General features: G+C 70.9%; 12 protein-coding genes. 7 read left to right on the top strand and 5 right to left on the bottom strand.

The window, feature by feature from the left end; translation table 11 throughout:
* Nucleotides 1-80: 80 nt before the first annotated feature.
* Genes ACIQPR_RS31165 through ybaK form a run of 3 tightly spaced genes read left to right on the top strand, consistent with a single transcriptional unit; the run spans nucleotide 81 to nucleotide 2,472 of the window.
* A complete protein-coding gene (locus ACIQPR_RS31165; RefSeq protein WP_403655033.1) occupies nucleotides 81-1,202 on the top strand; it encodes a hypothetical protein in 1,122 nt (373 codons plus the stop codon).
* Nucleotides 1,203-1,213: 11 nt separating this feature from the next.
* A complete protein-coding gene (locus ACIQPR_RS31160) occupies nucleotides 1,214-1,957 on the top strand; it encodes an LON peptidase substrate-binding domain-containing protein (RefSeq protein ID WP_403655031.1) in 744 nt (247 codons plus the stop codon).
* Between the two features lie 8 nt (nucleotides 1,958-1,965).
* A complete protein-coding gene (gene ybaK / locus ACIQPR_RS31155) occupies nucleotides 1,966-2,472 on the top strand; it encodes a Cys-tRNA(Pro) deacylase (RefSeq protein ID WP_403655029.1) in 507 nt (168 codons plus the stop codon).
* Between the two features lie 253 nt (nucleotides 2,473-2,725).
* Here ybaK and ACIQPR_RS31150 read toward each other — a convergent pair whose 3' ends face one another.
* The 4 genes from ACIQPR_RS31150 to ACIQPR_RS31135 form a co-directional block, all read right to left on the bottom strand.
* Nucleotides 2,726-3,430, bottom strand: coding sequence for a DUF2567 domain-containing protein (locus ACIQPR_RS31150; RefSeq protein ID WP_403655027.1), 705 nt, complete (start codon nucleotides 3,428-3,430; stop codon nucleotides 2,726-2,728).
* A gap of 34 nt (nucleotides 3,431-3,464) precedes the next feature.
* On the bottom strand, nucleotides 3,465-4,292 hold the full coding sequence (locus ACIQPR_RS31145; protein WP_403655025.1) for an ABC transporter permease: 828 nt from the start codon (nucleotides 4,290-4,292) through the stop codon (nucleotides 3,465-3,467).
* Nucleotides 4,293-4,356: 64 nt separating this feature from the next.
* A complete protein-coding gene (locus ACIQPR_RS31140) occupies nucleotides 4,357-5,328 on the bottom strand; it encodes an ABC transporter ATP-binding protein (RefSeq protein ID WP_403655634.1) in 972 nt (323 codons plus the stop codon).
* A gap of 124 nt (nucleotides 5,329-5,452) precedes the next feature.
* Nucleotides 5,453-6,676: an NYN domain-containing protein gene (locus tag ACIQPR_RS31135; RefSeq protein ID WP_403655023.1), complete on the bottom strand. Its 1,224-nt coding sequence runs from the start codon at nucleotides 6,674-6,676 to the stop codon at nucleotides 5,453-5,455.
* A gap of 225 nt (nucleotides 6,677-6,901) precedes the next feature.
* Between ACIQPR_RS31135 and ACIQPR_RS31130 the strand changes: the two genes are divergently transcribed.
* Nucleotides 6,902-7,066 (top strand): hypothetical protein, encoded by a 165-nt coding sequence (locus tag ACIQPR_RS31130; RefSeq protein ID WP_355912577.1) that lies wholly within the window; start codon nucleotides 6,902-6,904, stop codon nucleotides 7,064-7,066.
* A gap of 84 nt (nucleotides 7,067-7,150) precedes the next feature.
* On the opposite strand, the gene dnaE is transcribed toward ACIQPR_RS31130, so the two are convergent.
* Complete coding sequence (dnaE, locus tag ACIQPR_RS31125; protein ID WP_403655021.1) at nucleotides 7,151-10,690, bottom strand: DNA polymerase III subunit alpha; 3,540 nt, start codon at nucleotides 10,688-10,690, stop codon at nucleotides 7,151-7,153.
* 178 nt (nucleotides 10,691-10,868) lie between these two features.
* On the opposite strand from dnaE, the gene ACIQPR_RS31120 reads away from it, so the two are divergent.
* The 3 genes from ACIQPR_RS31120 (at nucleotide 10,869) to ACIQPR_RS31110 (ending at nucleotide 13,866) form a co-directional block, all read left to right on the top strand.
* A complete protein-coding gene (locus ACIQPR_RS31120) occupies nucleotides 10,869-12,194 on the top strand; it encodes a DUF2252 domain-containing protein (protein ID WP_403655019.1) in 1,326 nt (441 codons plus the stop codon).
* A 67-nt stretch (nucleotides 12,195-12,261) separates the two neighbouring features.
* The gene (locus ACIQPR_RS31115) at nucleotides 12,262-12,951 is read left to right on the top strand and encodes a hypothetical protein (RefSeq protein ID WP_403655017.1); all 690 of its coding nucleotides are present in this window, start codon (nucleotides 12,262-12,264) and stop codon (nucleotides 12,949-12,951) included.
* 96 nt (nucleotides 12,952-13,047) lie between these two features.
* Nucleotides 13,048-13,866, top strand: coding sequence for a DsbA family protein (locus ACIQPR_RS31110; protein ID WP_403655016.1), 819 nt, complete (start codon nucleotides 13,048-13,050; stop codon nucleotides 13,864-13,866).
* Nucleotides 13,867-13,916 lie beyond the last annotated feature (50 nt).

Below are 13,916 nucleotides of genomic sequence, written 5' to 3'. Positions count from 1 at the left end.
ACCGAGGGTCGTACAACTTTCCGCGGGCTGCCCAAACGGTCTGGCGCACTCCGGATCGCGGTTCTTCAATGGTCGGCACCATGGCTCTGCTGCGCGCGTTCATCCGCACCGCCCGGATGGCAAGGAACACCTCGCGGCTCGGCGCCGGACTGCCGGCCGACGACGAGGTTCTCCTCGACGCGCCCGACGGTCGGCTCGGCCCCGTGCTGGTCGCGGCCGGCCGCGGCGAGTACGGGCCGGCCGCCGAGCTGCTGGCCACCACCCGCGCCGCCGCCGAGTGGGAGGACCGCGACCGCTGCGCCCGCAGGCTCGCGGCCTTCGCCCGCTGCCGCCCGGAGTGGCTGGCCGACTGGCGGGCCGCCGCCCCGGACGACCCGGACGCGCTGCTGATCGGCGCCCAGCTGGCGGTGGACCGCTGCTGGGAGTCGCCCGCCCGCGCCGAACTGCTCCGCGAGATCGGCCCGTTGATCACGGCGGCGGCCGAGGCCGAACCCCGCGACCCGGTGCCCTGGCGGATCGCCCTGGACCACGCGCGGGGCACACACGCCGGGCACGCCCGCTTCGAAGAGCTGTGGGGCGAGGCGGTCCGCCGCTCCCCGCACCACTACGGCTGCCATGTCGCCGCCCTCCAGTACCTCTCGGCCGCCTGCTGCGCCCAGTGGGGCGACACGCCCCACCCCGCGCGGCCCTCCCACCGCGAGTGCTTCGACTTCGCCGAACGGGCCGCGCAGGACGCCCTGCCCGGCTCCCTCGTCCAGGCGCTGCCCGTGCGGGCAGCCTTCGCCTGTCTGACCGACGGCTGCCCGACGACCGTGCCGCGCGCCCGGCTGGACGCGGCGGCCGACCGCGCGCTCGCCCTCTCGGCCCGTTACCCGGCGGCCGACCCCTGGCCCGCCGAGGTCCGCAACCTGCTGGCCTACGTCCTGATCCGCCTCGAACGCTGGCCGGACGCCCTCGACCAGCTGCGCCTGATCGGCCCGTACGCCACGTCCTTCCCCTGGGACCGGATCTCCGACGACCCGCTCGGGCAGTTCCTGGAGGTGCGCGACGGGGTGCGGATCGCGGTGGCCTCGCAGCTGCCGCTGGGCGGGCCGGTTCCGCCCGCTCTCTCGGCGATTCCGAGGCAGCCGTGGGGCTTCGAGGACACGCCGCCGTATCCACGGAGTGAGCACGGCGGTCGCGCCCGCTCCGGCGACCACTAGGCTTTTGCGCCGTGACCACCGTCCGGCTGCCGCTCTTCCCCCTGAACTCGGTTCTGTTCCCGGGGCTCGTGCTTCCTCTGAACATTTTCGAGGAGCGCTATCGCGCCATGATGCGCGAACTGCTCAAGACCCCCGAGGAGGAACCGCGCCGATTCGCCGTCGTCGCCATCCGCGACGGCCACGAGGTGGCCCCGACCGCCCAGGGCATGCCGGACCGGACGGCCGTGCCCGAGCGCGGGCCCGCGGCCGGCTTCGGCCCCGACCCGCTGAAGGCCTTCCACTCGGTGGGCTGCGTCGCCGACGCGGCCACCGTCCGGGAGCGCGCGGACGGCACCTTCGAGGTGCTGGCGACGGGCACCACCCGGATGCGGCTGCTCACCGTGGACGCCTCGGGCCCGTTCCTGACGGCCGAGCTGGAGGAGCTGCCCGAGGAGAAGGGCGACGAGGCGGGCGCGCTGGCGGAGGGCGTGCTACGCGCGTTCCGCCAGTACCAGAAGCGGCTGGCCGGCGCCCGCGAGCGCTCCCTGTCGACCGGCGAGGCCGAACTCCCCGACGAGCCGGCCGTCGTCTCCTACCTGGTGGCCGCCGCGATGATGCTCGACACGGCGACGAAGCAGCGCCTGCTCCAGGCCCCCGACACTGCCTCCCGCCTGCGCGACGAGCTGAAACTCCTGCGCTCCGAGACGGCCATCATCCGCAATCTGCCGTCCCTGCCCGCCTCGGACCTGACGCGCAACCCGACGAGCCTGAACTGAGACCCACGATGGCGAAGAAGCCCAGGAAACAGCAGCCCCAGTCCGGCGGCACCCCGGCGACCGTGGCCCTGACGGCCGCCGGGGTGCCGTACGAGGTGCACGCCTACGACCACGACCCCGCCCACCCGTCCTACGGCGAGGAGGCGGCCGAGGCGATGGGCGTGTCCCCCGACCGGGTCTTCAAGACGCTCGTCGCGGACGTGGACGGCGCGCTGACGGTGGCCGTCGTCCCGGTGGCGGGCCAACTGGACCTGAAGGCCCTCGCGGCGGCCGTCGGCGGCAAGCGCGCCGCGATGGCCGACCCGACCCTCGCCGAACGCACCACGGGCTACGTCCGCGGCGGCATCTCGCCCCTGGGCCAGCGCAAGCGGCTCCGCACGGTCGTCGACGACTCGGCCTCGGCCCACGCCACGATCTGTGTCTCGGCCGGCCGCCGCGGCCTAGAGGTGGAACTCTCCCCCCAGGACCTGGCCACCCTCACGGAAGCGGTACTGGCCCCCATCGGCCGTGCGTGACCCCTCGACGGCGCCCCCGTCCTCGGTTAAGCACAAGGGGCATGTCGAAGAAAACCAGGAAACGGAAGTGGCGCATCAAGAAGCGCCGCTCGAATCACGGACACCGGCCCGCGTAGGAGAGAAGGGGCGGGTGCGGTCAGCCCGTCCGGCGTTCGAGGACGAGGCCCCTTCAGGACCGAAGCCGGGGTCTGGGGGCGGCAGCCCCCAGGGACGGGACGGGTAGGGGCGGCGGGGGCGAGGAAATCCCCCGCCCCTACGACAGCGGCGCCCCGTAGCCGTCCGTCGCCGGAACGCCCTGCTGCGCGTACGGCGGTTCCGGGTCCCGCGGCCCGAACAGCGCGGTCAGCCCGAGGTGGACGACCAGCGCGGCCACCGACCAGGCCAGCAGCGCCCCCTTCGCGCCCAGCTTCAGCGGCGCGGAGAACGTGACGCCCTTGCCGACGGACTTGGCGTGCGCGAGCACGTCCTTCGTCGGGCCCATCCACATCCCCAGCCGCCAGGCGAGGAACGACGCGAGCAGCCCGCCCACGGTCAGCGCGACCACCAGCGGCACTCCCCCACGGCGCCGCAGCAGGAACGCGGCGAGAGCGCTCAGCACCCCGAAACCGACCGCGAGCAGAGTGAACGTTCCGTCCACCCCCACGGCCTGCTCGCCCTCGGAGTCCTTGAGGTAGACGACCCAGCTCTTGTCGACCACGTCCCCGACCAGCGGCACATGCGGCGCGAGCCACCACCACAGCAGTCCGAGCACGATCCCGGTGAGCGCCACACCGACCATGACGACCAGGGCCTCGATCAGTTCGGTCTTCATGCCGGGCCCGTCCGCGCCGTAGGACACGTCCTGCGGGGCGGGCCCGGGATACCCGGCGCCCGGGGCGCTCTGGTCACCCGGCGGCTGCCACGGGTCGTGCGGGGACTGGTCGCGCGGCGGCGGGGGCGGAGTCAGCGGTGCGGTCACTCTGCCATCGTGCCAGGCCCGGCTGTGCGGCGCGTCACCGGACGGCGGCCCGACGGTAGGCCCAGGCGGCGACGGCCAGCGAAACGACGCCGACCGCGGCGCATACGGCGAGGTCACCGAGGACCAGCGCCCAGTCGGGGTGCGCGGCGAAGGTCTGCGCGAAGGCCTCCACGCCGTACGTCGAGGGCACCAGATCGCGCAGGAAACGCACCGCGTCCGGCATCCGGTCGGCCGGCAGCACACCCAGCAGCAGCGCCGCCGACATGCCCAACTGGCCGAGCAGCGTGGCGAGTTCGGGCCGGGGCGCGAGCAGCCCGAGGGCGGCGCCCAGTCCGGCGAGGGCGGCCCCGGCGAGCGGGACCACCGCCGCCAGGATCCAGAGGTTGCCCATCGGCAGCCCGAACAGCACGCATCCGAAGACGGCGGTGATCGCGGTCCCCGGCACGGTGAAGGAGGCGTAGGCCCCGGCGGCGCCGAGCACGACGGCGGCGGGCGGCACCGGCAGGGTGGCGTAGTGGTCGAGCCCGCCGCTGCCGCGCAGCTGGCCGAAGTACTGCGCGAGGAGGTTCAGTCCGACGTAGGCGACGACCAGCACGGACGAGCCCGCGACCACGAACCGGGCGTCGTGGCTCCCGCCGTCGACGACCCCGCGCATCATGATCAGGATGCCGACCGACTGGAAGGTCGCCACGAACAGCAGCGGGATCCGCGCGACCCGCGCCCGGGACAGCTGCGCCCGGTACACGGCGGCCAGCGAGGGCCACAGCCGCGCCTTCGGCCCGAGCTCGGCGGCGCCCGCCCCGGCGGCCTCCGGCACGGCCAGCGGGCCACTGGGCAGAACATCGGCGGATACGACACTCACGTCGCGCTGCTCCTCTCGACGCCGGCAGTCGCGCTGTCCCATACGGATACGACGGCCCGTGTACTCATGCCTTCACCAGCCCCTGTCCGTTGCCGCCCAGCGTCAGATACACGTCCTCCAGGCTGGGCGTGGCCAGGGTGAAGTCGTCCAGGGCGGCGAAGGCGGCCCCACCGGTGACGGTGGCGACGGCCACCCGGGCCTCCTCGGGGGCCAGCCGGAGCGTCCAGCGGCGGCCGGACTCGACGGCCCGGTCCCGCAGCGCGGCGACCTCCGGGACGTCCAGCGGCGGTCTCTCCCGCCACACCAGCTCGACCCGGACCTCTCCGGCGACCTGTTCCTTGAGCCCGGCGGGGCTGTCGCAGGCGATGACCCGGCCCTGGTCGAGGACGGCGACCCGGTCGAGGACGGTCTCGGCCTCGATGACGTTGTGGGTGACGAGCAGCACGGTGGAGCCGCGCTCGGCCCGGCGCCGGTCGACGGCGGACCACACGGCCCTGCGCGCGACGGGATCCATTCCGGTGGTCGGCTCGTCGAGCACCAGCAGCGGGCGCTCCCCGACCAGCGCGGCGGCCACGCACGCCAGCCGCCGCTGCCCGCCGGACAGCTTCTTCAGCGGCCGTCCGGCGATGGCCGTGAGCCCCAACTCGTCCAGTACGGCGTCCCGTTCGGCCCGTGCCTCGCGCAGGTCCAGGCCGCGCAGCCGTGCGGTGGTCTCGGCGGCGAGCGACACGGTCAGCTCGTCGAGCGCGGAGGACTCCTGGCCGAGGTGGGCGAGGATCCGGGCGGCCCGCTCCGGGTGGCGCACGATGTCGTGCCCGAGGATCTCGACGCTGCCCGCGTCGGGCCGCATGAGCCCGGTGAGCTGGCGTACGAGGGTGGACTTGCCGGCGCCGTTCGGTCCGAGCAGTCCGAAGATCTCGCCGCGGTGGATGTCGAGGGTCACCCCGTCGGTGGCCCGTACCTCGGGGGTGCCGGGCGCTCCGCGCCGGCCGCGCACCGCCGGATAGGTCTTGCTGAGTCCGCGCACCGCGCACACGACATCCCCGGCGTGTCGAAGTGCCTGTCCCGCGCGCGTACTCACAAGGGACGAGACTACGGGGTCCGCGGCCCCCGCCCGCCCGCGGGTGGGTCGAGAACCGCAAATACCCCGGTAAAGAGCGTCAATCCCCCGCGGGGGCGTGCTCGGCCGCCGTCCGTACGTCGATCTCGCGCCAGAACCCGGCCCGGATCGCGTACCGGTCGTGCTCGTCGATCTGGTCGTCCTTGTGGGCGAGCAGGCCGAAGCGGGCCGCGTAGCGCAGCAGCTCCCCGTCGATGCGGTGCGGGACGCGGGGATACATTCCGGAGAGTTTTTGCAGGTGGCCGCCCTGGTCGCCGAGGCGGCCCATCCACCGGCGGGCGAAGACCTGGCCCACTTCGAAGGGGTCGCCACCGACCGTGGTGATGTCCTCCTCGCGGTCGGCCCAGCGCTGCTCGGCCGTGGTCAGCTGCGCCAGCGTCGGCATGGAGGCGACCTCGGGCGGTTCGGTGGCGCCGCCCGGCCGGTCGACCCAGCCCTTGTCGGAGGACCAGCGCAGGGTGGCGCTCGCGGGATGCGGCGCGGGCGCGGCGGCCCCCGGGGCCTTGAGGCCGGCCAGGTCCTTCGGGGTGGGCACGCCCTTGGGCGCGGGCACGCGTTCCTGCGTGCCGTTCGCCGAGCCGGCCTCGGCCGCCGCGTGCTCGCCGTCCTCGACGGGCCGCTCGCGCGTCGCCGGCGCGGACTCGGGCAGCGGCGCGGACAGGATCGCCGCGATCTCCGGCCGGGGCACGGGCTGCGGCGCGCACACCCCACCGAGATCCTTCGCCCGTACGGCCTTGGTGATCCAGGTCCGGTCGAGCACCCGCCGCTCGTCGGCCTCGGCGACCAGGTCCTCGGACTGGTTGTAGTCCCCGTCCGCGGCCTGTACGGCCCACAGGTGTACGGCGACGCCATGCTCCTTGGCGGCCATCATGCCGGGCAGCAGGTCGCCGTCGCCGGTGACGAGGACGACGTCGGAGCAGGCGCGGTTGCGGGCCAGTTCGGTCAGTTCGGCGTGCATGGCGGCGTCGACGCCCTTCTGCGCCCAGCGGCCGTCGCTGCGGGTCAGGGCGCCGAGGCGGACGGTGACCCGGGGCATCACGCGCAGCCTGCGGTGCTCGGGCTGCGGGACGCGGTCGGGGGCGCCGTCGAACCAGTAGATGCGCAGCAGGGGCCGTTCCGTGTCGGACTCGGCGCGCTCGCGCAGGCCCTGGATGAGGGCGGCGTGATCGACGGTGATGCGGGAACGCGAGGGCTCTCCGGCAAGGAGACTGGCCGCCGCCCCCAGCAGATACCCGGCGTCCACCAGGACGATGCAGCGGTCCACGCGACTCACCCTCTTCCCGGTCGGTTTGCTTCGGGCTCGCTTCGAGTCTGCCCGACCGCACTGGGGTTAACGGCCCGAAACTCGATCTTCGGCGTGGCGTTTCGGCGCTTCCCTCGCGCACCGACCATGTCACACACGGTAATTATCCGAAATGCGTTCTTTGCCAGCCTATGTGAATCTGGTCGCGGCCCTGGCCCCTAGATCCCCCTCAGGAGGCAGATCACCATGGCCAAGAACAAGAACCGTGACCGTAAGCAGTCGCAGTCGGAACGCGCCCAGGAGCAGGCCACGTCGTCCTCGATGGAGGCACAGGCCGAACAGCGCATATCCCAGGCCACGCCCAGCGACATGGCCCGCAAGGGCAAACAGAAGCGCTTCGGCCACAACTGAGGCCCGCTTCAAGGGTTGTTGAACGACTGAGGGGCGCGTCCGCCGGCGGACGCGCCCCTCATGTCGGCTCGGGGTTCTGGTCGTTCAGCCCGCGAGGCAGGCCGGGCCGAGCAGCACCTTCAGGTCGCCGAACAGGGCCGGGTCGGGCTTGACCCGGTGCCGGTCCAGGCGCAGCACGGTGGTCTTGGTCGGGCCCTGGAGCCTGATGCGGACCTCGCTGTCGCCCCGGTGGTGGCTGAGGATCTCGCCGAGCCTGCTCACCATCGGCGGGGTGACCCTGGTCGCCGGGATGGTGAGGATCACCGGCGCGTTGGTGCCCGCGTTCGACAGGTCCGGGACCTGCATCTCCATCGCGACCAGGCGGGGCACGTCCTCGCGCTTGTCGAGGCGGCCCTTGACGAACACGATGGTGTCCTCGACGAGTTGGGTCGAGATCAGCTGGTAGGTCGCCGGGAAGAACATGCACTCGATGGAGCCCGCGAGGTCCTCGACGGTGGCGATGGCCCAGGCGTTGCCCTGCTTGGTCATCTTGCGCTGGAGGCCCGAGATGATGCCGCCGATGGTGACGACCGCGCCGTCCCCGTGCTCACCTCCGGTGAGCTGGGCGATGCCCGCGTCGGCCTTGTCGGTCAGCACGTGCTCCAGGCCGAACAGCGGGTGGTCGGAGACGTAGAGACCGAGCATCTCCCGCTCCTGGGCGAGGAGATAGGTCTTCTCCCACTCGTCGGTGGTGAACTCCACGTCCAGGCCGAAGCCGGGCTCGCTGGTGTCCTCCTCGCCCATGCCGCCGAAGAGGTCGAACTGCCCCTCGGCCTCCTTGCGCTTGACCGCCACCACGTTGTCGATCATCGGCTCGAAGTGCGCGGTGAGGCCCTTGCGGGTGTGCCCGAGGGTGTCGAACGCCCCTGCCTTGATGAGGGATTCCGTGGTGCGCTTGTTGCAGGCGGCGGCCTCGACCTTGTCCAGGTAGTCGGGGAAGGAGGCGTACTTCCCCTTCGCCTTGCGGGAGCGGATGATCGAGTCGACCACGTTCGTACCGACGTTGCGCACGGCCTCCAGGCCGAAGAGGATCACGTCGTCGCCCTGGGCGGCGAAGTTGTGCACCGACTCGTTGACGTTCGGCGGGAGCACCTTGATCTTCATGCGCCGGCACTCGTTCAGGTAGATCGCGGACTTGTCCTTGTCGTCCTTGACCGAGGTGAGCAGCGCCGCCATGTACTCGGCCGGGTAGTTGGCCTTGAGGTAGGCGGTCCAGTACGAGACCAGGCCGTACGCGGCGGAGTGCGCCTTGTTGAACGCGTAGCCGGCGAAGGGCACCAGGACGTCCCACAGGGCCTGGATCGCCTCGTCGCTGTAGTCGTTCTTCCGGGCGCCCTCCTGGAAGATGGTGAAGTTCTTGGCCAGTTCGTCGGGCTTCTTCTTGCCCATCACGCGGCGCAGGATGTCGGCCTCGCCGAGCGAGTAGCCGGCGACGATCTGGGCGGCCTTCTGCACCTGCTCCTGGTAGACGATCAGGCCGTAGGTGACCGCGAGGACCTCTTCGAGGGGCTGCTCCAGCTCCTTGTGGATCGGCGTGATCTCCTGGCGCTTGTTCTTGCGCTCGGCGTAGTTGATGTGCGAGTTCATGCCCATCGGGCCCGGCCGGTAGAGGGCCGACACGGCGGAGATGTCCTCGAAGTTGTCGGGCTGCATCTGGCGCAGCAGCGAACGCATCGGGCCGCCGTCGAACTGGAACACGCCCAACGTGTCGCCGCGGCACAGCAGTTCATAGGTCTTGGGGTCGTCCAGCGCGACGTCGAGGAGCTGGAGCTTGACGCCCTTGTTGCTCTCCACCATCTTCACGGCGTCGTCCATGATGGTGAGGTTGCGCAGGCCCAGGAAGTCCATCTTGATCAGGCCGAGCGACTCGCACTGCGGGTAGTCCCACTGTGTGATGGTCACGCCGTCGGTGTGCCGCACCCAGATCGGGGCGTGGTCGACGATGGGCTCGCTGGACATGATGACGCCGGCCGCGTGCACGCCCATCTGCCGGACCAGGCCCTCGACGCCCTTGGCGGTGTCGATGACCTTCTTGACGTCCGCCTCGTTCTCGTACATCCCGCGGATCTCGCCCGCCTCGCCGTAGCGGGGGTGCGAGGGGTTGGTGATGCCGTCGAGGTCGATGCCCTTGCCGAGGACGTCGGCGGGCATCGCCTTGGTGAGGCGGTCGCCCATCGCGTACGGGTAGCCCAGCACGCGCGCGGAGTCCTTGATCGCGTTCTTGGCCTTGATCTTGCCGTAGGTGCCGATCATGGCGACCTTGTCGGCGCCGTACTTCTCCGTCACGTACCGGATGACCTCGACGCGCCGGCGCTCGTCGAAGTCGATGTCGACATCGGGCATGGAGACGCGCTCGGGGTTGAGGAACCGCTCGAAGATCAGGCCGTGCGGGATCGGGTCGAGGTCGGTGATGCCCAGGGCGTACGCGACGATCGAGCCGGCCGCGGAGCCTCGGCCGGGGCCGACCGCGATGCCGTTGTTCTTGGCCCACATGATGAAGTCGGCGACCACGAGGAAGTAGCCCGGGAAGCCCATCTGGATGATGACGTCCAGCTCGTACTCGACCTGCTTCTGGCGGTCCTCGGGGACACCGCCCGGGAAGCGGCGCTCCATGCCCAGGCGCACCTCCTCCTTGAACCAGGTGACCTCGGTGTAGCCGTCGGGGATGTCGAACTTCGGCATGAGGTTCTTCGCCTCGAACATGCCGGTGGTGTCGATCTGTTCGGCGACCAGGAGGGTGTTGCGGCAGCCCTCCTGCCAGGCGTCCGAGGAGTCCACGGCGTACATCTCGTCCGTCGACTTCAGGTAGTAGCCGGTGCCGTCGAAGCGGAAGCGGTCGGGGTCGGAGAGGTTCTTGCCGGTCTGGATGCACAGCAGGGCGTCGTGGGCGGTCGCCTCGTGCGCGTAGGTGTAGTGCGAGTCGTTGGTCACCAGGGGCGGGATGCCGAGCTTCCTGCCGATGTCCAACAGGCCGTCACGGACCCGGCGTTCGATCTCGATGCCGTGGTCCATCAGCTCCAGGAAGTAGCGGTCCTTGCCGAAGATGTCCTGGTACTCGGCCGCCGCCTTCAGGGCCTCCTCCTCCTGGCCCAGGCGCAGCCTGGTCTGGAGTTCGCCGGAGGGGCAGCCGGTGGAGGCGATGAGCCCCTCGGACCACTGGGAGATGGTCTCCTTGTCCATGCGCGGCCACTTCTGGAGCCAGCCCTCGGCGTACGCGTCCGAGGACAGCTTGAAGAGGTTGTGCAGGCCCGTCTTGTTCGCCGCCCAGATCGTCTTGTGGGTGTAACCACCGGAACCGGACACGTCGTCGCGCTTCTGGTGCGGCTGGCCCCACTGGATCTTGCGCTTGTTGCGCCGGGACTCGGGGGCGACGTACGCCTCGATGCCGATGATCGGGGTGACGCCCGCCTTCTTGGCCGTGTGGAAGAAGTCGTAGGCCCCGTGGAGGTTGCCGTGGTCGGACATCGCGATATGGGTCATGCCCATCTCGTTGCACGCGTTGAACATGTCCTTGAGCCGCGCGGCACCGTCCAGGAGCGAGTACTGGGTGTGGACGTGCAGGTGCGTGAACGGCGGCTTTGACACGGCTTGGCCTCCAGGGAAAACGAGGGACGACGGACAGCGGGCGGTCTGGGGGGACGAGACCGAATCCTATGCCTCGCCACTGACAGGACGCGGGCACTCCCACGTACCGTCGAGCGTTGGAAGGTGACGACAGACCCGTCACATGTCACGTACCACCCGTACCAGGAGGCACAGAGCGATGTCGGTTCCGCAGCTCAACGACGAGCACCGCGGCGAGGAGATCCTCGCCGTCTTCGACACCGCCTTCGGCGAGCTCCTGGCCGCCGACCCGGCCGCGTTCCGGGTGAAGTTCCGGAAGATGGCGGCCTCCGCCTTCGCCTTCTACCGGGGCACCGCGGCCCTCTTCTACCACGACCTAGACGCGGAGAAGCGGGGCGGCCCCTACCTGGACGACCGCACCTCGCGCGTGTGGATCCACGGCGACCTGCACGCCGAGAACTTCGGCACGTACATGGACTCCAACGGCCGGCTGGTCTTCAACGTCAACGACTTCGACGAGGCCTACGTCGGCCCGTTCACCTGGGACCTGAAGCGCTTCGCCGGCTCCGTCGCGCTCCTCGGGTACGCGAAGGCGCTCAGCGACGAGCAGATCACCGAGCTGGTGAGGATCTACGCGGGCGCGTACCGCGAGCGGATCCACGCCCTGGCGACCGGCGCGAAGAGCGACGAGGTGCCGCCGTTCACCCTGGACACGGCCGACGGCCCGCTGCTGGGGGCGCTGCGCACGGCCCGTTCGCTGACCCGGTTCGAGCTGCTGGACTCGATGACGGAGATCCGTGACTTCGAGCGCCGCTTCGCCTCCGGCGGCGGCTCCATCGAGCTGGACGCGGCGACCCGCTACAAGGTCCTCGCGGCCTTCGACGGCTACCTGGAGACGCTTCCGGAATCCTCCCTGGACCGCCCGGACTCGTACCGCGTGAAGGACGTCGTCGGCCGCCGGGGCATCGGCATCGGTTCGGCCGGGCTGCCGTCGTACAACATCCTTCTTGAGGGCAACAGCGACGCCCTGGAGAACGACGTGGTGATCTACATCAAGCAGGCCCAGACGCCGGCCGTCTCGCGGCACATCACGGACGCGGCGATCCGGGACTACTTCCAGCACGAGGGCCACCGCACGGTGATCTCGCAGCGCGCCCTCCAGGCGCACGCGGACCCGTGGCTGGGCTGGACCGAGCTGGACGGCTCGGGGCAGCTGGTCGCCGAGGTGTCGCCGTACGCGGTGGACCTGGACTGGAGCGACATCGACGACCCGGAGGAGATCGCCGCCGTCGTCGCCGACCTGGGACGGGCCACGGCCACCATGCACGCGGCGGCCGACGACCAGTCCGGCGAGTCCCTGGTGCCGTTCTCCACCGAGCGGGCCATCGACGCGGCCATCGCGGCCGACGAGGACGGCTTCGCGGGCGTCCTGGTCGACTTCGCGCACGACTACGGCGCCCGCGCGCGCGGGGACCACCAGATCTTCGTCGACCTGTTCCGCAACGGCCGGATTCCGGGTCTGTAACCATCCGCACGCCCACAGGAACCCTTTAGGGGTCCCCTACAGGAGCACGTGGCAGACTCTCTCCGCTATGGACATATCCGGGATCCAGCTCAGGGCCGTACGCGCGGCGCTGTTCACGGCACTGGTCGTGACGCTCAGCACCGCGTCGCACGTGCTGCTGTCCCGGGTCCCCCTGCCCTTCGGCACGGTGGCGGCCATCGCCGCCGCCGTGTTCGTCCTCGCCTACGCGCTGGCGGGCCGCGAGCGCGGCTTCGGCCGCATCGCCGCCCTGCTGATCCCGCTCGAACTGGCCGCCGACACGGTCTTCACCACCGGCCAGCACGCCTGCTACGGCCGGGCGGGCGGCCCGGTCGCCGGGCCGCTGCGCGCGGTCGGCCTGGACGTGCTGTGCAGCGGCGGCAGCGTGGGCACCCCGCTGGCCCGGATGACCGACGATCCCCAGCAGGCGGCGGCCCTGCTCGCGCACACCGACGCCACCGCCGCCTGGCTGCTGCTCGGCGCGCACATCGGCGTCGGGCTGCTGGCCGCCGCGTATCTGCGCCGCGGCGAGCGCGCGCTGACCGAACTGCTGCGCGCGGCGACGGCGGTGGGCTTCCGGCCGCTGCTGCTCGCCGTCACCGCGGTGACCGGCCGGCGCACCGCCGCGGTCCGCCGGCTGCCGCGCACCACGCACCGCACGGCCGCCGTCCGCGAGCGGCTGCTGGTGCACTCCCTGGGACGGCGTGGACCGCCGCGCTCGCTCCTCCTCGCGGCCTGAACAAGGCCGCGCACCGGCACCCGAGCACATTCCTGCGCAGTCCCCCATACGTATTCCGCGCACACGACGTGCGCGTCCTTGATGGAGATCACCGACATGAGCAAGCGAAACAGCGCGGCGGCGAAGACGGCGGCCCGTGAGCGGCTGCGCGCCGAGCGCGAGCGTCAGGCCAAGCGGGCCAAGGTCAAGCGGCAGATCATCGTGGCCGGTTCGGTCGTCGGTGTCCTGGCGATAGCCGGCGGCATAGGTTACGCCGTGGTGCAGAACAACAAGCCCAGCTACTGGGAGGGCCTGAAGGACGCCAAGGTCACCGCCCCGGCGAACACCTCGGGCACCAAGGGCACGACGGTCGTCATCGGCAAGGCGTCCGCCAAGAAGACGCTCAAGGAGTACGAGGACCCGCGCTGCCCCGTCTGCGCGCAGTTCGAGCAGACCGTCGGTTCGACCGTCATCAAGGACATCGACGACGGCAAGTTCAAGATCCAGTACATCGGCGGCACGTTCATCGACAACAAGGACAACGGCGTCGGCTCGAAGAACGCGCTGAGCGCCCTGGGCGCCGCGCTGAACGTCAGCCCCACCGCGTTCCTGGAGTACAAGTCCGCGCTGTACTCGACGAAGTACCACCCGGACGAGACGACCGACAAGTTCAAGGACGACAGCTACCTCATCAAGGTCGCCAACACGGTCTCCGCGCTGAAGAACAACACGAAGTTCCAGGACGCCGTCAAGAAGGGCACCTACGACGCCTGGGCGATGGCCATGTCGAAGACCTTCGACAACAACAAGGACGGCGTGACGGGCACCCCGAGCTTCGTCATGAACGGCAAGATGCTCACCGCCGACACTTCGGGCAACCCGCCCATGACGGTGGCCGACTTCACCAGGGTGGTGGACGCGGCTCTGGCGAGCTGAGTCGACGGCTGGTGGAAGAGCGGGCGAACTTTTACGAGTTCGCCCGCTCT

The sequence above is a fragment of the Streptomyces sp. NPDC091280 genome (assembly GCF_044768565.1).
In the GTDB taxonomy this organism is placed as follows: Bacteria; Actinomycetota; Actinomycetes; order Streptomycetales; family Streptomycetaceae; genus Streptomyces.
Note: the sequence above shows the minus strand (reverse complement) of the source record. Positions and strands in the feature narration are given on the sequence as shown.